Annotated in this window: 20 protein-coding genes; 7 read left to right on the top strand and 13 right to left on the bottom strand. The window is 68.2% G+C overall.

Annotated features, from left to right (window positions below; genetic code table 11):
- Window positions 1–7: 7 nt before the first annotated feature.
- Window positions 8–181 carry a hypothetical protein gene (locus tag J2X20_RS12790; RefSeq protein ID WP_310265272.1) on the top strand — a complete coding sequence of 58 codons (174 nt, stop codon included), beginning with the start codon at window positions 8–10 and terminating at the stop codon, window positions 179–181.
- 36 nt (window positions 182–217) lie between these two features.
- On the opposite strand, the gene J2X20_RS12795 is transcribed toward J2X20_RS12790, so the two are convergent.
- Window positions 218–841 (bottom strand): hypothetical protein, encoded by a 624-nt coding sequence (locus J2X20_RS12795; RefSeq protein WP_310265274.1) that lies wholly within the window; start codon window positions 839–841, stop codon window positions 218–220.
- Window positions 842–1,049: 208 nt separating this feature from the next.
- Here J2X20_RS12795 and J2X20_RS12800 point away from each other — a divergent pair, with 208 nt between their 5' ends.
- The 3 genes from J2X20_RS12800 (at window position 1,050) to J2X20_RS12810 (ending at window position 4,387) form a co-directional block, all read left to right on the top strand.
- Window positions 1,050–2,483: a M16 family metallopeptidase gene (locus J2X20_RS12800; protein WP_310265276.1), complete on the top strand. Its 1,434-nt coding sequence runs from the start codon at window positions 1,050–1,052 to the stop codon at window positions 2,481–2,483.
- Window positions 2,484–2,496: 13 nt separating this feature from the next.
- Window positions 2,497–3,930 carry a M16 family metallopeptidase gene (locus tag J2X20_RS12805; protein WP_310265278.1) on the top strand — a complete coding sequence of 478 codons (1,434 nt, stop codon included), beginning with the start codon at window positions 2,497–2,499 and terminating at the stop codon, window positions 3,928–3,930.
- An 88-nt stretch (window positions 3,931–4,018) separates the two neighbouring features.
- On the top strand, window positions 4,019–4,387 hold the full coding sequence (locus tag J2X20_RS12810) for a VOC family protein (protein WP_310265279.1): 369 nt from the start codon (window positions 4,019–4,021) through the stop codon (window positions 4,385–4,387).
- 3 nt (window positions 4,388–4,390) lie between these two features.
- Here J2X20_RS12810 and J2X20_RS12815 read toward each other — a convergent pair whose 3' ends face one another.
- The 6 genes from J2X20_RS12815 to J2X20_RS12840 all read right to left on the bottom strand — a co-directional run bounded on the left by J2X20_RS12815 (window position 4,391) and on the right by J2X20_RS12840 (window position 10,521).
- Complete coding sequence (locus J2X20_RS12815; RefSeq protein WP_310267820.1) at window positions 4,391–5,134, bottom strand: transporter substrate-binding domain-containing protein; 744 nt, start codon at window positions 5,132–5,134, stop codon at window positions 4,391–4,393.
- 114 nt (window positions 5,135–5,248) lie between these two features.
- Window positions 5,249–5,833 carry a hemerythrin domain-containing protein gene (locus J2X20_RS12820; RefSeq protein WP_310265282.1) on the bottom strand — a complete coding sequence of 195 codons (585 nt, stop codon included), beginning with the start codon at window positions 5,831–5,833 and terminating at the stop codon, window positions 5,249–5,251.
- 75 nt (window positions 5,834–5,908) lie between these two features.
- Window positions 5,909–7,660: a bifunctional isocitrate dehydrogenase kinase/phosphatase gene (gene aceK / locus J2X20_RS12825; protein WP_310265284.1), complete on the bottom strand. Its 1,752-nt coding sequence runs from the start codon at window positions 7,658–7,660 to the stop codon at window positions 5,909–5,911.
- A 14-nt stretch (window positions 7,661–7,674) separates the two neighbouring features.
- Window positions 7,675–8,352 (bottom strand): carbonate dehydratase, encoded by a 678-nt coding sequence (gene can / locus J2X20_RS12830; RefSeq protein ID WP_310265286.1) that lies wholly within the window; start codon window positions 8,350–8,352, stop codon window positions 7,675–7,677.
- Between the two features lie 23 nt (window positions 8,353–8,375).
- Window positions 8,376–9,554, bottom strand: a complete 1,179-nt coding sequence (locus J2X20_RS12835; protein WP_310265288.1) for an isovaleryl-CoA dehydrogenase — start codon at window positions 9,552–9,554, stop codon at window positions 8,376–8,378.
- Window positions 9,555–9,636: 82 nt separating this feature from the next.
- Window positions 9,637–10,521 (bottom strand): LysR family transcriptional regulator, encoded by an 885-nt coding sequence (locus J2X20_RS12840; RefSeq protein WP_310265290.1) that lies wholly within the window; start codon window positions 10,519–10,521, stop codon window positions 9,637–9,639.
- Window positions 10,522–10,629: 108 nt separating this feature from the next.
- Between J2X20_RS12840 and J2X20_RS12845 the strand changes: the two genes are divergently transcribed.
- Complete coding sequence (locus J2X20_RS12845; RefSeq protein WP_310265292.1) at window positions 10,630–11,307, top strand: Bax inhibitor-1/YccA family protein; 678 nt, start codon at window positions 10,630–10,632, stop codon at window positions 11,305–11,307.
- 83 nt (window positions 11,308–11,390) lie between these two features.
- Here the strand turns inward: J2X20_RS12845 and J2X20_RS12850 are convergent, their stop codons facing one another.
- Complete coding sequence (locus J2X20_RS12850) at window positions 11,391–13,367, bottom strand: OPT family oligopeptide transporter (protein ID WP_310265294.1); 1,977 nt, start codon at window positions 13,365–13,367, stop codon at window positions 11,391–11,393.
- Window positions 13,368–13,516: 149 nt separating this feature from the next.
- On the opposite strand from J2X20_RS12850, the gene icmF reads away from it, so the two are divergent.
- Together icmF and J2X20_RS12860 are read left to right on the top strand one after the other, a co-directional pair.
- Entirely contained in the window at window positions 13,517–16,807 is a 3,291-nt protein-coding gene (gene icmF, locus J2X20_RS12855; protein WP_310265296.1) for a fused isobutyryl-CoA mutase/GTPase IcmF, read from the top strand.
- Window positions 16,808–16,894: 87 nt separating this feature from the next.
- Complete coding sequence (locus tag J2X20_RS12860) at window positions 16,895–17,686, top strand: substrate-binding periplasmic protein (RefSeq protein WP_310265298.1); 792 nt, start codon at window positions 16,895–16,897, stop codon at window positions 17,684–17,686.
- 37 nt (window positions 17,687–17,723) lie between these two features.
- On the opposite strand, the gene J2X20_RS12865 is transcribed toward J2X20_RS12860, so the two are convergent.
- The 5 genes from J2X20_RS12865 to J2X20_RS12885 all read right to left on the bottom strand — a co-directional run bounded on the left by J2X20_RS12865 (window position 17,724) and on the right by J2X20_RS12885 (window position 22,956).
- Window positions 17,724–18,278, bottom strand: a complete 555-nt coding sequence (locus tag J2X20_RS12865; protein ID WP_310265300.1) for a DUF4124 domain-containing protein — start codon at window positions 18,276–18,278, stop codon at window positions 17,724–17,726.
- Window positions 18,275–19,117 (bottom strand): ankyrin repeat domain-containing protein, encoded by an 843-nt coding sequence (locus J2X20_RS12870; RefSeq protein ID WP_310265302.1) that lies wholly within the window; start codon window positions 19,115–19,117, stop codon window positions 18,275–18,277. The genes J2X20_RS12865 and J2X20_RS12870 overlap by 4 nt, the downstream gene beginning before the upstream one ends.
- A 156-nt stretch (window positions 19,118–19,273) precedes the next feature.
- Window positions 19,274–20,440 carry a GGDEF domain-containing protein gene (locus tag J2X20_RS12875; RefSeq protein ID WP_310265304.1) on the bottom strand — a complete coding sequence of 389 codons (1,167 nt, stop codon included), beginning with the start codon at window positions 20,438–20,440 and terminating at the stop codon, window positions 19,274–19,276.
- Window positions 20,441–20,510: 70 nt separating this feature from the next.
- A complete protein-coding gene (locus J2X20_RS12880) occupies window positions 20,511–21,926 on the bottom strand; it encodes a serine hydrolase domain-containing protein (protein WP_310265306.1) in 1,416 nt (471 codons plus the stop codon).
- A 40-nt stretch (window positions 21,927–21,966) separates the two neighbouring features.
- Window positions 21,967–22,956 carry a transglycosylase SLT domain-containing protein gene (locus J2X20_RS12885; protein WP_310265310.1) on the bottom strand — a complete coding sequence of 330 codons (990 nt, stop codon included), beginning with the start codon at window positions 22,954–22,956 and terminating at the stop codon, window positions 21,967–21,969.
- Window positions 22,957–22,992: the final 36 nt, after the last annotated feature.

Consider the following 22,992-nt stretch of genomic DNA (forward strand, 5'->3'; position numbering starts at 1 on the left):
AGTCCGCATGTCCAAGTCCTTGAGAGCCCTGCTCGCCTGCGCCGCCATTGCCTTCGTCACGACTGCGGCAAACGCCGCACCTCAACGTGGGCTCACGTCCGCCCTCGCCGAAGCTCTCGGTGGTGGCGTCGCTTCGGGTGACAACACGGCGGAGCAGGTCAAGCCCAAGAAACCCAAATGAGAGGCGCGGCGACTGAGCCCTCAGCCGCCGCCACTTTCAGCCCTTGGTCACCACGAACGTGACCTCGTACTTGCCGCCGTCGCCGACGATGGTCAGCGTCTTGGTCTTGGGGCCGGCGGCCACGTCGAGCAGGTTGGCGCTGAGGGCCAGCTCCTGCGTGGTGCCGACGCGATCATCGAAGTTGGGGAAGCCGGTCGGGATGCCCAGCGCCCCATTGATGTCGGCCTTCAGCTTGGTGACGCGCTGGGCCCGTGTCATGCCGGCGGACGCAGCCAGGGAGCTGACGACGGCGCCCTTGACCAGCTCGCGCGCCGTGCCCGGCTTGCCGTCGTCGTGCTCCATCATGGACACGAGGATGACGGCATTGCCCAGGTTGGGAATGGCCTTGGCGCTGCCCGAAGGCCCCCAGGCGTTCTTGCGCCAGACGATGAAGGGCATATCGCTCGGGTTGATGCCGGGTTGCAGCGGCTGGGTGCCGTGGGTCTCGCCCTCGTCGACGTCGCTCCAGGGGCCGTAAAGCGTGACCTCGGCATTGGGCAGCAGCGGGTTGCCCAGGTCGACGGCGGTGACGAGAACATAGGGCTCGTCCGAGCCGACCTCGTCGGTCTCGATCTTGCACTTGATGTTCTTCAGGGCGATGGTGACGGGCAATGCGGCCATGATGGTCTCCAATGGGTTGCAAGCGCAGCAACACGCCGCACTCCCCATCAAGGACGCAAGCACGGCCCGCCAGGGATCACGCGGCAGCGGGTGAAAACTACCGTCGCCCCAACCCCGCCAAGCGTCCCCGCCGGGTTTTCCCGACATGCCCTGCGGCATCCCTGCCAAAGGCGTGGACACTGCCCGCCGTTCCCGCACAGGAGTCCCCATGTTGAAGACCACCCGCCGTGCCGTGCTGGGCGCCATCAGCGCCGCGGCACTTGCACTCACCGCCGGCCCGACCGTGGCCGCGCCCAAGGATGGGCCCCAGGCCGACCGCTGGCAGATCCCCGTCCATACCAAGAAGCTGGCCAACGGCCTGACCGTCATCGTCTCGCCCGACGCCAGCAGCCCCACCGTGGGCATCAGCGTCGTCTACAAGGTCGGCATGCGGCTGGAGCCGCAGAACCGCACCGGCTTCGCCCACCTCTTCGAGCACCTGATGTTCCAGGGCACGCCCAAGGCACCCAAGGGCGTGTTCGACAAGGTCATCACCTCGGGCGGCGGCAACAACAACGGCTCGACCCGCCCCGACTTCACCAACTACATCGAGACCGCGCCGTCCTCGGCGCTGGAGTCCATGCTGTGGCTGGAAGCCGACCGCATGACGACGCTGGACTTCAACCCGACGACGCTGAAGAACCAGCAGGACGTCGTGAAGGAGGAGATCCGCGTCAATGTGCAGAACCAGCCCTATGGCGGCTTCATGTGGCTGGACATCTCCGCTCTCGCTTTCGACAAGTGGGAGAACAAGCATGACGGCTACGGCAGCTTCGTCGACCTGGAGAACGCCAACCTGGACGACGTGCGCGCCTTCCACCGCGACTTCTACGGCCCCAACAACGCGGTGCTGTCCATCGCCGGCGACGTGACGCCGGCCCAGGGTTTTGCGCTGGCCGAGAAGTACTTCGGCAAGATCGCCGCGCGCGCTACGCCCAAGCCCAGCGATTTCCGCGAAGGCCTGAACACCGCCGAGCGCCGCCTGACCCAACCCGACAAGCTGGCCCAGGTACCGGCCATCGCCGCGGCCTGGAAGCTGCCCGACCGCGGCAGCAAGGACCAGGCCCCCTTTGCCGTGCTGGGCCAGCTGCTGGCCGGCGGCGATGCCTCGCGCCTCTACCAGGGCCTGGTCAAGGGCCGCGAGCTGGCTCTCAACGTGAACTCGCTTTACGGCCTGACCGGCGTCTGGGAATACGACGGCCCCAGCCTGTTCACCGTCTTCGCCCTCTACAAGCCAACGACCAACGCCGACGCGCTGCTGGCCGGCATCGACGAAGAGGTCGCCCGCATCGTCAAGGACGGCGTGGACGAGGTGACGCTAAAGAACCTCAAGACCGCCCTGCTCGCCGACTGGTACAACGACCTGGAGATGTTCCTGCGCCGCGCCGACCGCCTGGCCAAGCTGCAGGCCCTGTGGGGCGACGCCCATGTCGTCAACAAGGTACCGGGCTGGATCGAAGGCGTCACGTCCGCCGACGTGCAGCGCGTCGCCGCCGCCTATCTGACCCAGGCCAACCGCTCGGTCATCGACCGCAAGCCCGCCACCATGCTGGCCGCGCCCGCGCCCGCAGCGTCCGCCGCCAAGCCGGCCTCCCAACCCTGATGCCGAGGTCGTGATGATGATGAAGAACACCACCCTCTCCTGCTTCCGCCTCGGCGTGATCGCCGCCGCCCTGGCCTTGGCCGGTACGGCCCAGGCCGCCGACACCCAACTGCCCGCCGAACTGCCGGCCTTCGGCAAGGACAAGCCGCTGGCCGTGCCCAAGATCAGCCAGCAGACCCTGGCCAACGGCCTGCAGGTCTGGGTCGTGCCGCGCAACGGCATCCCGCGCGTCGACTATGTGCTGGCGGTGCGCGGCGCCGGCTTCGGTGCCGACGGGCCGGAAGCCCCCGGCCGCGCCAAGCTGCTGGCCGGCCTGCTGTCCGAAGGCACCACCCAGCGCAGCTCCAAGCAGATCGCCGAGGCCGCCCAGGCCATGGGCGGCTCCATCGGCGCCTCGGCCAGCAACGATGGCATCAGCCTCGTCGCCAATGCGCTGACCTCGCACGCCGACGCCATGGCCCGCCTGCTGGCCGAGGTGGCCCGCCAGCCGTCCTTCCCGGACGGCGAGGTGCAGCTCGCCAAGGTCAACGCGCTGCAGGGCCTGAAGGCTGCCAGCACCCAGCCGGGCTTTCGCGCCGCCAAGGCCCTGGACGGCGCCATATACGGCGACCACGCCTACGGCCGCACCCAGGAGACCGAAGCCGCCATCAAGAGCGTGACCGCTGAAGGCCTGCGCGCCGAGCATCTGCGCCGCTTCCGCCCCGACCGCGCCCTGCTCGTCATCACCGGCCGCATCGACGCGGCCCAGGCGATGAAGCTGGCGCAGGCGGCCTTCGGCGACTGGAAGGCCAGCGGCGAGGCCGTGCCCGACCTGCCCGCCCCCGCCGCCACCGCCCCGGTGCAGCGCCTGCTGCTGGAGCGTCCCGGCAGCGTGCAGGCCACGCTGCGCCTGGGCCGCCCCGGCATGGCCGCCAGCGGTGACGAACAGGTGGCCCTGCGCCTGGCCAGCACCGTCATCGGCACGGGCTTCTCCAGCCGTCTGAACCAGAACCTGCGCGAGGAGAAGGGCTACACCTACGGCGCCCGCGCCGGCGGCCAGTCCTCGCGCGTGGGCGGGGCCATCACCGGCGGCGCCGACGTGCGCAACGAGGTGACGGCGGCGGCCATGACCGAGTACGTCAAGGAGTACCGGCGCCTGGGCGCCGAGGCCGTGCCCGAGGACGAGCTGGCCATGAACAAGCGCTATATGGCCGGCAGCTATCTCGTCAGCACCCAGCTGCAGGGATCGCTGGGCCGCCAGTTGGCCAACAACTGGCTGATCGGCCTGCCGGCCGACTTCCTCGGCAAGTTCGTGCCGGCCCTGCAGAAGGTCACGGCGGCCGAAGTGCAGGCCGTGGGCAAGAAGTACTTCAACCCGGACGAGCAGAGCTGGGTCGTCGTCGGCGACCCGGGCAAGATCGCCGAGCAACTGAAGGGCTTCGGAGAGTTCACGACCCTCAAGCCCTAGGGTCAAGCAAGGGGGTGAGGCGGGCTGCTGACAACCCCTGTCAGCGCCCGCGCCGAGCATGGCGTCTTCCATCACCAGGGAGACTGCCATGCAACCCGACTGCCTCATCCTCTACGTGCACAGCCCCGCCGAGAGCGTGCTCTTCTATCGCTCGCTGCTGGGCCGCGAGCCCGTCGAACAGAGCCCGAACTTCGCGATGTTCATGCTCAACGACAAGACCATGCTCGGCCTCTGGGCCGCCCACGACGTGCAGCCCGCGGGCCTGCACCGCGGCGGCGGCAGCGAGATCGGCATCACGGTCGGCACCGACAACGAAGTGCATGCTGCCGTCGCTGCCTGGAAGGCTTCCGGCTGGCCGGTGCTGCAATCGCCCACGGCCATGGACTTCGGCTTCACGGCCGTGACGGCCGATCCGGATGGCCACCGGGTGCGGGTGTTCCGGCCGACGCAGGGCTGAGCTTCAGCGCGGCGCGGCTGGCGGCGCCACCGCGGCGCCCGCAATGCCGTGGCGCTCGAGGGCCCGGGCGACAAAGCCCGAGGCCTTGGCCTGCTCCACGAAGTCCGCCAGTGCCTGGGCGCCGGCCACCTTGCCTTTGGCCATGCCCATGGCTTGGTTGATGACCATGAAGCGCCCCGGCAGCAGGCGCAAGCCGGGCTTGCTTCGCGCGTCCGCCTCGAGCTGCTGCTTCACACCCGCCGCCACATCGAGCTGCCGGGCCAGGAAGTAGCTCACGACCTCGGGTGATGTCGGCGCACGCTCTATCGTGGCGGCCTTGAGTTCGCGGCTGAGGTAGAGGTCGTAGGCGCTGCGGGCACCGACGGCGACGCGGGTGCCGGCGCGGTCCACCTCATCGTTGGACTGCAGTGGAGACTCGTTGCGCACGAGGTAGGCACCCTCGATCTGCACATAGGCCGCCGAATAGGCCGTGGTGGCGGCCCGCGCGGGATCGATGGCGAAAAAACCCACGTCCACGCGCCCCGTGGCCAGCGCGTCCACCGCCTCGCCGGCCGTCTTCACGACCAGCAGGTCCGCCTGCACACCCAGTTCCCGCGCCAGTTCGCGCGCCAGGTCGACCGAAACGCCGACGGGCTCGGCCGTGGCCGCATCGCTGTTGGCGAGGATGGGGTTGCCCAGATTGATGACGGCGCGCAACCGCCCGGTGGGGGCCAGATCGGCAATGGCTTCAGCGGAAGGTGTGGGCATGGTGGTGCAGGCAGTGAGAAAGACCAGCATCAGCAGCAGCCAGGCGTTCGAAGCTGTTCTCATGGCGCTCTAGCCTACCCCGGCTTGCCCGGTTCAACCGTGATCGCCGCGGCGTCAGCGCGTGCGCCGCGGCTTGCCCTTGCCCCGCAACTGGGCGCCTGCGCCGGCATTGCCGCGCGTCGCCGGCTTGTCGGCCGCGGGCTGGGCGGGTTTGACCCGGCCGGTCGCCACGGAAACCGCCACGGTCTGGTACTCGGCCGCGTAATGCTTGCGCATGCGCACGATCTCGCGCTTGTATTTGCCGGCGAGCTGCTGCTTTTTCGTCTCGGACAGCAGCCGGCCGGCGACGTGGAAGAACTTGGATTCTTCTTCCTTGAGGTGATGGCGCACCTTGAAGCTGAGCGTCTTCGCGGTCGCGATCCAGCCATCCTGGGCCTTGTTGCGCACCGACAGGTCCTCGAGCAGTTCGTCCACCTGATGATGCTCGTGCAGCGCATGCCGCGAGGCGTCAAGACCCCCGTCTTCCATCAGCAGCGGCACATAGAGATGGCGCTCCTCGGCCGCCGCATGCGCCATCAACTCGACCTTCAGTTGCAGGAACAGCAGCTGGCGGGTGGCCATGTCACCGCGCGACGCCGTGAGCTTGCGGCACAGGTCGCGTTGCAGGTCGTGGCTTTCGCGGATGGCGTCGAAGATCATCTGGCTTCCTCCAGTGTGCCGACGCATTGTTGGTGGCCGGCCCGTCACACGTCTGTCGGACGGAGCCGCTTCGGCTCAACCCGCGGCGAAGCGCCTGGCCGGGTCGTAGGGAAACACATCATGCACATGGCCCGCCAGGATGCGTTCCTTGTGACTCTGCCAGAAGGCCGCGTCCAGCAGGTCTGCGTGATGCCGCATGAACACCTCGCGCACCTGCGGGTTGCCGAGCAGGAAGGGCGCGAAGGTCTCGGGGAAGACGTCGCGTGGCGCGACGGCGTACCAGACCTCGCCTGACATCTCCTCCTCCTCGTTGCGCGGCGCGGGCACGCGGCGGAAGTTGCAGTCGCTCAGGTATTCGATCTCGTCGTAGTCGTAGAACACGACCTTGCCGTGGCGGGTCACGCCGAAGTTCTTCCACAGCATGTCGCCAGGGAAGATGTTGGCAGCCACGAGGTCCTTGATGGCATTGCCGTACTCGATGACGGCGCGCTCCACCTGCTCGGGCGTGGCGTCCTGCAGATAGATGTTGAGCGGCACCATGCGACGCTCGATATAGACGTGCTTCAGCACGAGATCGTCGCCACTCTCCTCGATGAGGCTGGCGCAGTAGTGCTTCAGCTCGGCGATGAGCTCGTCCTCGAAGCGGTGGCGCGGGAAGGCCACCCGCGTGTACTCCAGCGTGTCGGCCATGCGGCCGACACGGTCGTGGCTCTTCACCAGCAGGTATTTGCTCTGGATGAGCTCGCGCGTCGTGTCCTTGGCCGGCGGGTAGAAGTCCTTGATGACCTTGAAGACGAAGGGCCAGCTCGGCAGATCGAACACCAGCATGACCATGCCCTTGATGCCGGGAGCGATACGGAACCTGTCCGATGAATGGCGCAGGTGATAGAGGAAGTCGCGGTAGAAGAGGTTCTTGCCTTGCTTCTGCAGGCCGAGGGCCGAATAGATCTCGGAGCGCGGCTTGCGCGGCATCAGGGAGCGCAGAAACTGCACATAGGCGCTCGGCACCTCCATGTCGACGAGGAAATAGGCGCGCGCAAAACTGAACAGCACCAGCAGATCGTCCTCGCCGAACAGGGCCGCGTCGATGAAGAAGCGACCGCTGGCGTCATCGCGCAGGATGGGCAGGGCGAAGGGCGTCTCGCTGAAGCCGTTGATGATCTTGCCGACCACATAGGCGCCCTTGTTGCGGTAGAACAGGCTGGACAGCACCTGCAGCTGGAAGTTGGCGCGGCGGCGGAACTCGCCGAGGCGCTGCAGCACGGCGTCCAGCACGCAGTCGACGTCGCGCTGCAGGTCGATGAACTCGCCGCTCAGCTGGAAGTTGGTGATGACGCGCTTGACGGTGTCGCGCAGCTTGTCGGGTGCCGGGTAGTAGGCGCGGTAGGTCGGCAGGGCGCCGGGCTCGTCGTTCTCGATGTACTCGGTCGAGATGGCCGGCCGCACGAAGATGAAGTCGTTGTGGAAATAGGCGTGGTGCAGGATGCGCGTGCACACCGAGTTGAAGAAGGTCTCGGCCAGCTCGGGCTGGTGGTGGTTGGTCAGCAGGCCGATGAAGTGCAGCTTGACCTGCTGCCAGACTTCCATGGGCAGCGTGGACGCCGCGAAGCGCTCCTCGAGCAAGGCCGTGGCCTCGGCCACCCGCGTGTCGTAGAACTCGATGCGCAGGGCCTGGGCGCGCTGCTGGCCGGCCCAGTCGCCGCGCTCGAAGCGCGCCTTGGCCTCGGCGGACGTGGCGCGGAACAGCTTGTAGTGCCTGTCGAAGCCACCCAGCAGGGCCTGGGCGATGTCGAAGGCACGGGAGTCGGTGAGCTGGGTGGGGAACACCCGCGCGACTCTACTCAGGCCGCTGTGGCGTAGCGTGCCTTGACGTTGGCCAGGGCGCGGCGGTAGGCCGGGTCCACGTCCTCGGGCCGGCCGGCCGTCAGCGCCAGGTCCTCCAGCAGGCCGTTGTGCAGGCCATAGACCCAGCCGTGCACGACGACCTCCTGGCCACGCTCCCAGGCGTCCTGCACGACGGTGGTGTGGCAGGCGTTGCGGGCCTGCTCCAGCACATTGAGCTCGCACAGCGCATTGACGCGCTGGGGCTCGGGTACGCCGTTCAGCCATTCGCTGTGCATATGCCGCACGTCCTGCACATGGCGGATCCAGTTCTCCACCAGACCCACGCGCAGGTCGTACAGCGCCGCGCGCACGCCGCCGCAGTTGCTGTGGCCGACGACGATGATGTGGCGCACCTTCAGGTGATCCACCGCGAACTGCATGACGGACAGGCAGTTCAGGTCGGAGTGCACGACGACATTGGCGACGTTGCGGTGCACGAAGAGCTCGCCCGGCAGCAGGTCGACCAGCTCATTGGCCGGCACGCGGCTGTCGGCGCAGCCTATCCACAGGTATTGCGGCTCCTGCTGCTTGAGCAGGCGCGAGAAGAAGCCCGGCTCGCGGGCCTCGGTCTCGGCGGCCCAGCGCTTGTTGTTGTCGAGCAGGTCCTGGAGTTCGTGGTTCGTGGTCGTCGTCATGACGGCATTGTCGCAATGGCGAGTTACATCGTCTCCGCAAACAACTCGCGCCCGATCAGCATGCGGCGAATCTCCGAAGTGCCCGCGCCGATTTCGTAGAGCTTCGCGTCACGCCAGAGGCGGCCCAGCGGGTACTCGTTGATATAGCCATTGCCGCCGAAGATCTGGATGCCTTCGCCGGCCATCCAGGTGGCCTTCTCGGCCGTCCACAGGATGACGGAGGCGCAGTCCTTGCGCACCTGGCGCACATGCTCGGCGCCCAGCATGTCGAGGTTCTTGGCCACCGTATAGGCGAAGCTGCGCGCGGCCTGCAGCACGGTGTACATGTCGGCGACCTTGCCCTGGATGAGCTGGAACTCGCCGATGCTCTGGCCGAACTGCTTGCGGTCGTGGATGTAGGGGACGATGTTGTCCATCACGCTCTGCATGATCCCGAGCGGCCCACCCGTCAGCACGGCGCGCTCGTAGTCCAGGCCCGACATCAGCACCTTGGCGCCACCGTTCACAGCGCCCAGCACGTTCTCGGCCGGCACCTCGACGTTCTGGAATACCAGTTCGCCGGTGTGCGAGCCGCGCATGCCGAGCTTGTCGAGCTTCTGGGCGATGGAAAAGCCCTTCATGCCCTTCTCGATGAGGAAGGCCGTCACGCCGCGCGCACCCAGCTCCGGCTCGGTCTTGGCATAGACCACCAGGGTGTCGGCGTCGGGGCCGTTGGTGATCCACATCTTGGTGCCGTTCAGCAGGTAGTAACCGCCCTTGTCCTCGGCCTTGAGCTTCATGCTGATGACGTCGGAGCCGGCGCCCGGCTCGCTCATCGCCAGCGCACCGACATGCTCGCCGCTGATCAGCTTGGGCAGGTACTTCCTGCGCTGGGCATCGTTGCCGTTGCGCTTGATCTGGTTCACGCACAGATTGCTGTGCGCGCCGTAGCTGAGGCCCACCGAGGCGCTGGCGCGGCTGATCTCCTCCATGGCCACCATATGGGCCAGATAGCCCATATTGGCGCCGCCGTACTCCTCGGGCACGGTGATGCCCAGCACGCCCAGCTCGCCCATCTTGCGCCACAGATCCATTGGGAACTGGTCACTGTGGTCGATCTCGGCCGCGCGCGGGGCGATCTCCTCGTCGGCAAAGGCGCGCACCGCGTCGCGCAGCGCGTCGATGTCTTCGCCGAGTTGGAAGTTCAGGCCGGGCAGATTCATGGGGAGTCTCCTGTCGGCCCGGCTTCAAGGCCGCCGAGCCTTCTTGATTGACGTAAACGTCAACTGTAGCAAGGCGCCTGACTCAGCCCGGTTGCGGCAGCAGCTTGCGCACCAGCGGGTGGCTGATCTTCTTGTCCGTGCCCACGGCGTAGAACTGTTCCGCCAATCCCTCGGCCAGGCCGACATTGACGACGCCGTAGCGGCCGGTCAGCGCATCGTCCACCGCCGTCGCGGCCGGGAAGACGCCCAGGCCCTCGCTGCCGAAGGTGGCGAGCAGGGCGCTGTCCTCGAACTCGCCGGTGACACGGACTCGCACGCCCTCTTCGTTCAGCCATTGGTCCAGGCGCGGGCGCAGCGCGGCATGCGAGGTGGGCAGCAGCAGCGGCACGTCGGCCAGCGAGGCGGGGAAGTCGCGTGCCGCGGCCTTGGCCCAGCGCGGGTGGGCATACCAGGCGATGGGCGAGCTGCCCAGGGAATGGCTGTAGACGCGCAGATTCGGGTTGGGCGGCGCCGGACGGTCGGCCAGCACGACGTCCAGTCGGTGCAGGGCCAGGTCGCCGAGCAGGTCGTCGAATTCGTCCTCGTGGCAGAGCAGGCGCAGCTGCGGCGTGTCCAGGATGGGCGCGAGCAGGCGCTGGGCAACGAGCTTGGGCAGGCCGTCCGAGATGCCGACGGCCAGACGCACGGTCGGCACGTCGACGGCCTCGCGCACGCGCTCGGACAGGGTCTCGCCGAGGGAAAAGATCTGGTCGGCCACGTCCAGCGCCGCGCGCCCCGCCTCGGTCAGCGTCAGGCCCCGGCCGGCCGGCTTGAGCAGCGCCGCGCCCAGGTCCTGCTCCAACTCACGCACCTGGGTCGACACCGTCTGCACCGACAGGCCCAGCTTCTCGGCGGCCCGCGTCAGGCCGCCCTCCTTGGCGACCGCCCAGAAGTAGTAGAGATGGCGATAGCTGTAATTCAGGCTCATGGTTGATTGAACAAGTTATCCAGAAGCAATGCTTCGCGATTCTCTGCTTTTATTTGGTGTCTTGGCTATCTACCCTGCGGGGGTTCTTCTCTCAACCGGAGGTCTGCCATGCAAACCCGCCCCATTGCTGTCGCCATGCCCTATGTCGGCAGCGTCGACCGCGGCACCGCCCATCGCGTGCTGCGCAACACCTATGCCCTGCTGTCGATGACGCTGCTGTTCAGCGCCGCCGTCGCCGCCGCCGCCGTCGCCTTCAACCTGCCGGCGCCCGGCATCATCCTGACGCTGGTGGCGTATTTCGGCCTGCTGTTCGGCATCCACAAGCTGAAGAACCGCGGCGCCGCCGTCGGCCTCGTGTTCGCGCTGACCGGTTTCATGGGCTGGACGCTGGGCCCGCTGCTGACGCGCACCCTGGCCCTGCCGGCCGGCGGCCAGGCCGTCACTCTGGCCCTGGTCGCCACCGGCGCCGTCTTCCTGGCCCTGTCGGCCTATGCGACGACGACCAAGCGCGACCTGTCGTGGCTGGGCGGCTTCCTGTTCGCCGGCATGGTGATCGCCGTCCTGGCCGGCCTGGCGGCGATCTTCTTCCAGATCCCGGCCCTGGCCCTGACGGTCTCGGCCGTCGTGGCCCTGCTGTCGGCAGGTCTGATCCTGTTCGAGACCCAGCAGATCGTGAACGGCGGCGAGACCAACTATGTGCTCGCCACCGTCAGCCTGTTCGTGTCCATCTTCAATCTGTTCACGAGCCTGCTGCACCTGTTCGGCTTCGCCGGATCGGATGACTGAGGCAGGACCGAGGACAGCGCCTGCGCGCTGTCCGACGCCTGCCGAAGGCCGGCTGCCATGCAGGGCAGCTGGCATGAGGATGCTCAGGGCTGCTTGCTGAGCAGCCAGCGATACAACGCTATACCGATACCGGCAAAAGCCAGCAGCCCCAGCACCTGGCCGGCGGTCGCGAAGCTGTCGCCCACCAGGGCCAGCGGCGCGCCGTTGCCGGAGAACACGACGATGGCCGCCAGGATGACGCCCAGCAGGCTCTCGCCGACGATGAGGCCGGAGGCCAGCAGCACGCCGAGCTGCTTGGTGGCTTCGGGGTCGCGCTTGTAGGAGGCGCGCTTCTCGAACCACCAGCCGGCCACGGCGCCGACGACGATCATCAGCGTGCTGTTCATGGGCAGATAGATGCCCAGGCCCACCGCCAGCGGTGCGCAGTGGGCCTTGCCGCCGGTCGCGCGCTTCAGGACCTCGTCCACGACGATGGTGGCCACGCCGATCAGCGCGCCGATGCCGATCAGGTTCCAGTTCAGATCGCCCTGGATGACGCCCTTGGCCAGCGCCGAGATCAGTGCGGCTTGCGGCGCCGCCAGCGCCTTTTTGGCATCGGCGCCCGGTGCGCCGGCAAAGCCGTAAGCCTGGTTCAACAGGTCCAGCACCGGCGGGATGACGATGGCGCCGGCGACGACGCCGATGATCAGGGCCACCTGCTGGCGCCAGGGCGTGGCGTCGACGAGCTGGCCGGTCTTCAGATCCTGCAGGTTGTCGTTGGAGATGGTCGCGACGGCGAACACGACGGCCGTGACGAACAGCGCGAAGGCGACCAGGGCCTGGCCCGTGGAAGCCGGCAGCATGGGTTTGACGACCAGGGCCAGCAGCAGCGACACGCCGATGACGACCAGGATGCCGACCCCCGACAGCGGGCTGTTGGACGAGCCGATCAGGCCGGCCATATAGCCGCAGACGGCCGCGACGAAGAAGCTCATCAGGACGACGTAGACGACGCCGCCGACCACGAGCAGGCCGAGCTGCTCACCCAGGCCGGCAGTCGAGGCGAAGCTGGACAGCATCAAGCCGATGGGCAGCATGCAGGCCAGCGTGATGAGGCCGACGGTGCCGATGGGGATGTCCTGCTCGTTGCGCGGGAGGGTGTCGGCCCGGCCGGCCTTGCGCACGCGCGCCGACATGGCCGCCGAGTGCAGGCCGGCGACGACGGGTTTTGCCAGCTTGACCAGCGTCCAGATGGCGGCGACGGCAATGCAGCCGGCGCCGATGAAGCGCACCTTCTTGCTCCAGGCGAACAGGGCCACCGCCTCGGCGGCGCCGTCGACGCCCGAGGTCAGATAGGGCACGCCGCCCAGCCAGGCGATGCAGGCTCCCACCAGGATGGCGATGCCGACCCACAGGCCGACCAGGTGACCGACCGCCAGCAGCGCAAAGCTGAAATTGAGGTCGTAGCCCGTCGTGCCGCTCTTCTCGCCGCCAGGCAGGCGGAAGTACTGGGCCAGGTTGCCGGCAAAGATCTGGGTCGCAATGACGATGCTGAAGCCCGCCGACACGACGCTGCCGGCGATGATGGCCGCGAGGCCCTGGCGGTTGGCCTCGCCGCTGTCGGCGGCATGGCCGACCTTGAGCACCTCGGCGCAGGCCACGCCTTCCGGATAGGGCAGGGGCGAGTTGGTCACCAGGGCCCGGCGCAGCGGGATGGAATACATGACGCCCAGGATGCCGCCCAGGGCGCACAGCGTCATCGACATCCAGTACGGGAAGCCCGTCCACCAGCCGATCATGACCAGGCCGGGCAGCACGAAGATGATGGAGGACAGCGTGCCGGCCGACGAGGCGATGGTCTGCACGATATTGGTCTCGCCGATGGAATTGCCCGCCGCGCGGCGCAGCAGGGCCATGGAGATGACGGCGGCCGGGATGGAGGTCGCGAAGGTCAGGCCGGCCTTGAGGCCGAAATAGACGTTGGCGGCCGTGAAGACCAGGGTGATGAGGATGCCCAGCACGATGCCGCGCAGGGTCAGTTCGGTGCCCAGTTGGGGCGTGGCTGGCGATGAGGTGCTCATGCGACTGTGGGTGAAACGCCGGGTCTGGCGAGGTGCGCATCATCGTGGCAGCCTGCACGTTTGCCGCGCCCGGATAACCCTAGACCGACGCTCAATTGACGTTAACGTCAATTGGCCGCCTAAAATCCCGGCCAAGCAAGGAGACAGCCATGACCGATCTCGCCGCCGACTACAAGGCGCTGGCCGAGTACCGCCCGACCCACAAGGTCCGTTTCGTCACTGCCGCCAGCCTGTTTGACGGGCATGACGCCGCCATCAACATCATGCGCCGCATCCTGCAGGGCATGGGCGCCGAGGTCATCCACCTCGGGCACAACCGCTCGGTGGACGAAGTCGTCACCGCGGCCCTGCAGGAGGATGCCCAGGGCATCGCCATCTCGTCCTATCAGGGCGGCCACGTCGAGTACTTCAAGTACATGGTGCAGCTCTTGAAGGAGCGCGGCGGCGAGCACATCCAGGTCTTCGGCGGCGGCGGCGGCGTCATCGTGCCGGCCGAGATCCGCGAGCTGGCCGAACACGGCGTGCGCATCTTCAGCCCCGAGGACGGCCAGCGCATGGGCCTGCAAGGCATGATCGGCGAGATGGTCATGAAGGCCGACCAGGACTTCAGCGTCTACGCCCCCCAGCAGCTGTCGGCCATCACCGGCCACTCCGAATCCGCCTGGCGGTCGCTGGCCCAGCTGCTGACCGCGCTGGAGAACGGCAAGGCCGACGGTTCAATCGTCGACGCGCTGCGTGAGCAGGCGAAAGACATCAAGACGCCGGTCCTCGGCATCACCGGCACCGGGGGCGCGGGCAAGTCCAGCCTGACCGACGAGCTGATCCGCCGCCTGCGTCTGGACCAGGGCGACGCCCTGCGCGTGGCCCTGATCTCCATCGACCCCTCGCGCCGCAAGAGCGGCGGCGCGCTGCTGGGCGACCGCATCCGCATGAACGCCATCTCGCCGTGGAGCAGCGGCGCACGCGTCTTCATGCGCTCTCTCGCCACCCGTGACTTCGGCTCCGAGATTTCTCCGGCCCTGCCCGACGTCATCGCCGCGGCCAAGGTGGCGGGCTTTGACCTCGTCATCGTCGAGACCTCCGGCATCGGCCAGGGCGACGCGGCCATCGTGCCACTGGTCAATGTGCCCATGTATGTGATGACGCCCGAGTTCGGCGCTGCCAGCCAGCTCGAGAAGATCGACATGCTGGACTTCGCCGAGTTCGTCGCCATCAACAAGTTCGACCGCAAGGGCTCGCTGGACGCGCTGCGCGATGTGTCAAAGCAGGTGCAGCGCAACCGCGAAGCCTTCACGGTGATGCCGGACACCATGCCCGTCTTCGGCACCATGGCCAGCAGATTCAACGATGACGGCGTGACGGCGCTCTACCAAGCGCTCAAGGTGCGTCTGGCCGAGCTCGGCCTGAAGTTCAGCGAAGGCCGACTGCCGCGCGTCGACACCCGCCACAGCACCCACCAGACCCCCATCGTGCCGGCAGCCCGCGTGCGCTATCTGGCCGACATCAGCGACACCGTGCGCAGCTACAAGGCCCGCGCCCGCAAGCAGGCGACGCTGGCCCGCGAGATCCAGCAGCTGGAAGCCAGCCGCGCCATGCTGGAGGCCGCCAACCCCGACAAGAACGGCGCCCGCACGGCGCTGGCCGACCTGGCCGAGCAGCGCAAGGCCAAGCTCGACGGCGACGCCCGCCAGCTGCTGCAGCAGTGGCCCGACATGGTCAAGGCCTATGCCGGCGACGAGTACGTCGTGAAGATCCGCGACAAGGAGATCCGCACCGCCCTGGTCACGCAAAGCCTCTCGGGCACCAAGATCCGCAAGGTCGTGCTGCCCGGCTACGAGTGCCATGGCGAATTGCTGAAGTGGCTGATGCTGGAGAACGTGCCGGGCAGCTTCCCCTACGCGGCCGGCGTGTTCGCCTTCAAGCGCGAGGGTGAGGACCCGACGCGCATGTTCGCCGGCGAAGGCGACGCCTTCCGCACCAACCGCCGCTTCAAGCTCGTCAGCGAAGGCATGCCCGCCAAGCGTCTGTCCACGGCCTTCGACTCGGTGACGCTGTACGGCGCCGACCCCGCGCCGCGGCCCGACATCTACGGCAAGGTGGGCAACTCCGGCGTCAGCATCGCGACGCTGGACGACATGAAGGTGCTGTACGACGGCTTCGACCTGTGCAGCCCGACCACGTCGGTGTCGATGACCATCAACGGCCCGGCGCCGTCAATACTCGCCATGTTCATGAACACGGCCATCGACCAGAACCTGGCCAAGTTCAAGGCCGACAACGGACGCGAGCCGACCGCCGACGAAGCCGCCAAGATCAAGGACTGGGTGCTGGCCAATGTGCGCGGCACCGTGCAGGCCGACATCCTGAAGGAAGACCAGGGCCAGAACACCTGCATCTTCTCGACCGAGTTCTCGCTGAAGGTCATGGGCGACATCGCCGAGTACTTCGTGCATCACAACGTGCGCAACTTCTACTCGGTGTCGATCTCGGGCTATCACATCGCCGAGGCGGGCGCGAACCCGATCTCGCAGCTGGCGCTGACGCTGTCCAACGGCTTCACGTTCGTCGAAGCCTATCTGGCGCGCGGCATGCACATCGACGACTTCGCGCCCAATCTGTCGTTCTTCTTCAGCAACGGCATGGACCCGGAATACACCGTGCTGGGCCGCGTGGCGCGCCGCATCTGGGCCGTCTCGATGCGCGACCGCTACGGCGCCAACGAGCGCTCGCAGAAGCTGAAATACCACGTGCAGACCTCGGGTCGCAGCCTGCATGCGCAGGAGATCGCCTTCAACGACATCCGCACCACGCTGCAGGCGCTGATCGCCATCTACGACAACTGCAACTCGCTGCACACCAACGCGTTTGACGAGGCCATCACGACGCCGACCGAGGACAGCGTGCGCCGCGCCATGGCCATCCAGCTCATCATCAACCGCGAGTGGGGCCTGGCCAAGAACGAGAACCCGTCGCAGGGTGCCTTCATCATCGACGAGCTGACCGAGCTGGTCGAGGAGGCGGTGCTGCGCGAGTTCGAGCGCATCAGCGAGCGCGGCGGCGTGCTCGGTGCCATGGAGACCGGCTACCAGCGTGGCCGCATCCAGGAAGAGTCGATGCACTACGAGATGCTCAAGCACACCGGCGAGTACCCCATCATCGGCGTCAACACCTTCCGCAACCCGCATGGCGAGACGGTGCTGGAACACATCGAACTGGCGCGCTCCACCGACGAGGAAAAGCAGTCCCAGCTCACCCGCCTGGCCGAATTCCAGGCCCGCCACGCCGCCGAGTCGCCGGCCATGCTGGCCCGGCTTCAGCAGGCCGTCATCGAGAACAAGAACGTCTTCGACGTGCTGATGGAGGCCGTGAGGGTCTGCTCCCTGGGCCAGATCACCGGCGCGCTGTTCGAGGTGGGCGGGCAGTACCGCCGCAGCATGTAGGCAGCGGGCGCCCATGCCCGGGTGACGCCAGGTTCGCCGGCTCTTCAAGCCAGCCGGTTGAAGTCGTAGAGTGGGGTCACACCCGCGATGAACGAGGCCGCGATGTCAGCAAGCAATCCGGGCCTGGGGCGCCGCCGCCTGCTGATTGCCGGCGGGCTTTCGCTGCTGGCCCGCAGCGGGCATGCCAACTCGGAGGTGGTGCTCTATGCCTACCACCTCAAGCCGCCCTATCTGGAGGATCTGGAGCATCGGCAGGGCTTGTATTTCGAGCTTGCCGAACTGCTCGGCCTGCGCACGCCCGGCATCCGGTTCCGCACCGAATATCTGCCGCGGCGGCGCCTGGAAGCCGACCTTGAGGGCGGCCGGCTGCACGGTCTGGTGATCGGCGTCAACCCGGTCTGGTTCAAGGATGCCCAGCGCAGCCGCTATCTCTGGAGCGCCGCTTTCATGCACGACACCGATGTGGTGGTCTCGCTGCACAAACAGCCGGTGCTTTACAACGGCCCCGACAGCCTGGCCGGACTCAACATCGCCCTGCCACGCGGCTATTACTACTATGGTGTCGACGAGCTGGTGCAAGCCGGCAAGGCGCGGCGCACCGACTGCGAAGGGGAAGAGAGCGCCCTCATGATGATGGTGCTGGGCCGGGTCCAGGCCACCATCATCACGCGCCGAACCCTGTACGCCTTCCTGGCGCGACGGCCGGGCTTGCGCGGCCAGTTCCATGTCGCCCTGCAACCCCACGACGAGTATGAGCGCTTCATCCTCGTACCGCAGGAATTCGCCGAGGTGCTCAAACCCCTGAACGACGCGCTGCACGTGCTGGCGCGCGACCCGGGCTGGCAGGCGCGGCTGCAGGAGCGCACCCTCTACCGCTGAGCCGCGCTGTGCCCAAGGCACAAGAGGCTTGCGGCGGCTAAAGGCCGCGGCAGCGCTGGTCGAAGGCGGCGGACAGCCGCTCCAGGTCGGCCCGCTCGCCGGCATTCATCTCGGCCTGGCGTGCGCGCCGCGCGCGCAGGTTGTTGCGCAGCTCCACGCATTGGGAAAACTCGAGCCGCTGCCGCGCCTTGTTCTCCGCCAGCAGCTGGCGCTCCTCCAGCGAGCGGTTGCGCGCCTCTTCCAGCAGCTGGTGGACCTTCTCGTTGGCCTCCTGCTCCTCCGCGTAGCAATCGCGCTGGTAGCGATAGTCCAGTTGCTGGCGCGTCGCCTCGTCGGTGCTGCCATCGCTGCCGGCCTGGTTCAGCTGCTCGCGCAGGCGCAGGCAGCGTGGGCTCATGAACTGACTGGCATCCGGCGCCTTGGGGCCGCTGCGGGCGATCTGCGTGGAGTCGGCCTCGGGACAGGGACGGTCGCTGAAGGCCACGGTGCCGTCGGGCTTGCGGCATTTGTAGACCCCACCGCCGTCCGCCCAGGCCGAACCGAGCAGCGACAGCAGGGCCAGCGCAGCCCAGCTGGCACGCGCCAGGGTCACAGCTTCTGCTCCCGGTCGCTGTTGTTGCCATAGCGGCGCTTGTAGCGGAACTTGTCGAAGTACTCGCGCGCCGTCAGCCCGTCCGCATTGCGCGCCGCCTTGGGTGCGCCAGCGGCGAGCAGGGTGTCGACGATGGGTTCGGAGCTGCCGACCGCGGCCAGGTGCAGCGGCGTGTTGCCCTGGCGATCCTGGGCGAAGACGGAGGCCTGCAGGCGGATCAACTCCGCCACCGCATCGTGCCGGCCCTCCTCGACGGCCCAGTGCAGGGCCGTGCGCCCCTGGCTGTCCAGCGCATTGATGTCGGCCCCGGCCGACACCAGAGGACCGATGGACTTCAGCGCCGCGTAATGGATGGGCTGGCGGCCGCCGGCGTCCGGCGCGTTGATGTTGAGGCCGCGCGAGGTCAGGAAGACCAGGGTCTGGGCGTCGACGCCATTGCGCGCCGCCAGATGCATGACGCCCACGCGATCGGGCGTCTCCTGCCTGGGGTCGAGCTTGAACTCCTCGATGAAGAGCTTCATGCGGTCCAGCGTCGGCTTGGCGGCGGCCTGCTGCAGCAGGCTTCCCTTGTCCATGGCGCCGATATTGCGCGGCTCGGCCCCGTGCTTGACCATCCAGCGCAGGGCCGGCAGGCTGGCCGTGCCGGCGTTGTCGTAGAGCAGGCGGTTCATGCCGATGGCGCCCACTCGCGCGGCGGTCTTGTCGATGTCGATCATGCCGCTGGCGTCGGCCAGGCCGCCCATCAGCATCATCTCGCGCAACTCGGGGCCGAGGCCGGCGACGTCCTGGGTGCTGCGCCGCGCCATGCTGCACCAGGTCAGCAGCGAAATCGTGACCACCAAGGCCGCCGCTCGCAGACCGATTCCCAGCCAATTGATGCCGTCGCGCTCCACTCCATCCCCCTGCTTTCTTAGGCAGGGCGGATTGTGCAGCAGCCCGTTTTGGAACCCGGGCCGGCAACTCGAGGCCGGCCCCTAGACTCCCCCGAACGAGGGTCAGCGGGCCAGCACGACGCGGTTGCGCCCGCCACGCTTGGCCTCGTAGAGAGCCGCATCGGCGCGACTGAACAAGGCTTCGGGCGCCTCGTCGGGTCCGGTGGCCGGGGCGACGCCCACGCTGACCGTCACGGCCAAAGGGCCGGCCACCGTCAGGAAGGGTTGGCCGCCGATGACCTCGCGCAGGCGCTCACCCAGGCGCAGTTCGCCACCGGCCTCGGGATTGAGCCAGATGACGGCGAACTCCTCGCCGCCCAGGCGCACGGCCAGATCCAGCGGCCGCAGGGCCTCATGCAGGCGCGCGCCGACGCCGCTGAGCACGGCGTCGCCGACCGCGTGGCCATGGGTGTCGTTGATGCGCTTGAAATGGTCGACGTCCAGCACGGCCAGCAGCAGCGGCCGCGGCGCGCCGCGCTTGAGCAGGCGGCGCAGACGTTCGTCGAAGCCGCGCCGGTTCAACAGCCCGGTCAGCACATCGATCTCGATGAGACGCTCGATCTGGCGCAGCGCACGGTCCTGCAACAGCAACAGCATGGCCAGGGCCTGGCCGATCAGCAGGGCGATGATGGCGAACAGGCCGACGGCGTTGTACTGCGCCAGTTCGGCGCGGTTCTCCGCGATCAGCGGCGACACCGCCAGGCCCCGCGCTACCTCGACGACGGCGGTGAGGAGCAGGTCGAGTCCCAGCAGACCCAGCGGAAAGCCGCGCTGATCCCGCCAGGCCTGCAGGGCCGCATGGGCGGCCGGCATGGTCAGCATGGCGGCCGCCAGCAGGGTCAGCGTCAGCGAGGGCCAGAACTGGCCCGTCCAGGCCGTCAGCGCAAAGGAGCCCATGCAGGCCAGCGCGGTGAACAGCACCGGCCAGCGGCAGCGCAGCGGCAGGCCCAGGTAGACGCGCAGGCCCAGCAGCACCATCAGCGCGGACAGCGGGCTGCCCAGATGCCCGACCACCCAGAGGGTGCGCGGCGCGTCCAGGGCGATGAAGGCCACCCGAGCTGCCTGGGTCAGCGCCGCGGCGGCAAAGGCGCCGGCCCAGAACCACAGCGCACGCTCACCCTTCAGATGCCAGGCCCCGCCGAGCGTGGCCAGGGCCAGCATCGTCGTGACGAGCTGGAAAACGCGCAGCAGCGTGTCGGCGTGCAGGGGTTCCATCGTGATGGCGGACACGATGCCTGCATCGCGCGTTCCCGGCCATGGGCGGCGCAGCCGCGCCATGATTTATCTCACGGCGGGGTGGCTATTGCTGCAAGCGTATCGCCAGGCGCCGGCTGGCCAGGTTGTCGACGAGGACGCTGCCATCGGCCTGGGCCCGCCAGTCGGCGAGGCCGATGGGAGTGACGAGGGCGGCGCGTGCCAGCTCGCCCTGCAGGCCGATGACGGCCAGCTTGTCGGCCGCCGGCTGCGGCCCCGGGTTGACGACCCGGGCCAGCGCCGCCGGCAGGCCGAGTTCGCCACGGCACAGCCCGTCGGCATCGCGGCGAAAGCGTGCCCGCCCCGCCAAGGCGGCGCCGTCCAGCTCACCCTCGAAACGGCTGACCTCGACCGGACAGGGCTGCGGCTGCAGGCCCGGCAGCGGCGCGCGCAAGGGCGCGCTCAACAGCTCGGCGCTGCGCTCGATGGACGAGGTCCACATCGCGTTGGACAGCAGGCTGACGCTGGTGCCGGCGTCCCTGCCCTGCGGCCACATCAGCAGCACGCTGCGCGCGCCCGCCGTCACGCCGGCATGGTGAACGGTCTTCTGGCCTTCGGCATCGGTATCCAACCGCCAGCCGAAGCCCATCTTGTAGGTCCGCTCGCCAACCGGCTGGCCGGCGTTGTCGAGCACGGGCTGCCACATCCAGTCGCGCGTGGCCACATCGACGACGCGACCCTGCAGCAGCCGCCCGCCCCATTCAGCCAGGGCCGGCGCCGTTCCCGCCAGGCCGGCACCGCCCCAGCTGTAGCTGTAGTCGTGCGGCGCAGCCTCATGCAACCCCATCACGCCGAAGTCGTAGGCCTTGGTCATGGCGGACGACCTGCCGGTCTCGTCCGGCCCGATGGCTAGGCCGGGCGCCACCCGCGTGGCCAGCAGCTCCAGATAGGGCTTGCCGCCCGCGGCCTCCGCCGCCGCGGCCAGCAGGGTGTAGCCCCAGGACGAATAGAGATAGCGGCTGCCCGGCACCGAGCGCAACGTGCGGTCTTTCAGATAGCCCAGAGAGGAGCGCGCGGTCGCGTGATGGCTACCACCCCGGCCCGCGTCGCGGGCCTCGTAATGCGGCAGGCCGCTCAGATGCGCGGCCAGCAGGCGCGGCGTCAGTGCCGCGAGGGTCGGCTCCAGCTCGGGCAGCAAGGGGCCGAGGGCCCCGTCGACATCGAGCCGGCCCTGGACCCTGAGCTGAGCCGCGGCCACCGCCGCGAAGGGCTTGGACACGCTGGCCAGCCGGAAGCGCGTGTCGCCCTGCACCGGCAGGCGCTGCTCGATATCGCGCAGGCCGCTGCTGCCCTGCCAGCGCAGCCGGTCGCCCTGCCAGACGGCGGCGCCCATGCCGGGCACGCCACTGATCTCACGCAGAGCGTCAAGCAGGACCTGAGCATGACGCTCGGGCCTGGGCTCGGCCTGCGACACGCCGGCAGCGGTCAGGATCAGGCCAGCGAGGGCAAGGGGTTTGAGCATGCAGCGCATTCTGGACAGCCGCATCGGCCCCTGGCGAAAGTCAGCGCGACTGGATGGTTTGCATCGCCGCCCTGACACGCAGCAGCATGGGCGAGGCGCCGACCACCTTGGCGTCGAAGGGATGCAGGCGCTGGCCGCCGGTGGCCGCCATGATCTTGCGCACATACAGCCGCGTCTCGGCATAGGGCGGCACGCCGAGATAGCGGTCCACGGCCTTCTCACCGGCGTTGTAGGCGGCCACGGCCAGCATCACATCGCCCTCGAAATAGGCCAGCAGCCAGCGCAGATAGGCCATGCCGCCGCGGATGTTCTGCGAGGGGTCGCGCAGCCGCACGACGCCAAAGCGCGAACCCGTCTCGGGCAGTAGCTGCATCAGGCCCTGGGCGCGCTTGGGCGACTCGGCCAGGGGATCGAAGTTGGACTCGGTGGCCATGACGGCCAACACCAGGGCCGGGGCGAGCTGGTACTCCGGCGCCACCAGCTTCACATAGCTGACGATGGCCGGCGGGGCGTTCTGCGGCAGCGGCAGCGTGGCCCACAAAGACACGGGTTTGGCGCCACGCGCAGCCGGCGGCGGCGGCACGGCGGCCACCGGCGGGTCGGTCTCCGGCGGGCGCAGGCAGGGCGGCGGGTCGCCCAGCGGCGTGCCGCCCATCTTGTCGAGCATGTTCTGGGCCTGCTCCATGCCCTGCTCGGCGGCGGCGGCGAACATGTGCGCGGCCTCCGCGTCATTGCGCTGGATGCCGCGCGCATTGGTCAGCATCCAGCCCAGGCTGTACTGGGCCTCGGCGTCGCCATAGCGGGCGGCGCGGCAGTAGAGCTTGGCGGCCGCCACCTCGTCGCGCTTGACGCCATCGCCGTACTCCAGCGCCTTGGCTTCCTGGCGCCAGCGCTCCACCTGGGCCGGCACGACGGGCCCGCGCTCGCCGGGCGGCATGGTCGGGCGGGGCAGCTGCTCCAAAGTCAAGGAAGGCAACTGGGCGCCGGCCGCTGTGCAGGCAAACAGAAGGAGCAGCAGCAGGTGTCGCAAGGGTCAGTCCGGAGGCAGGGTAGGAGGGCCGGAAGT

It is taken from the genome of Roseateles saccharophilus (assembly GCF_031458095.1).
GTDB lineage: Bacteria > Pseudomonadota > Gammaproteobacteria > Burkholderiales > Burkholderiaceae_C > Pelomonas > Pelomonas saccharophila_A.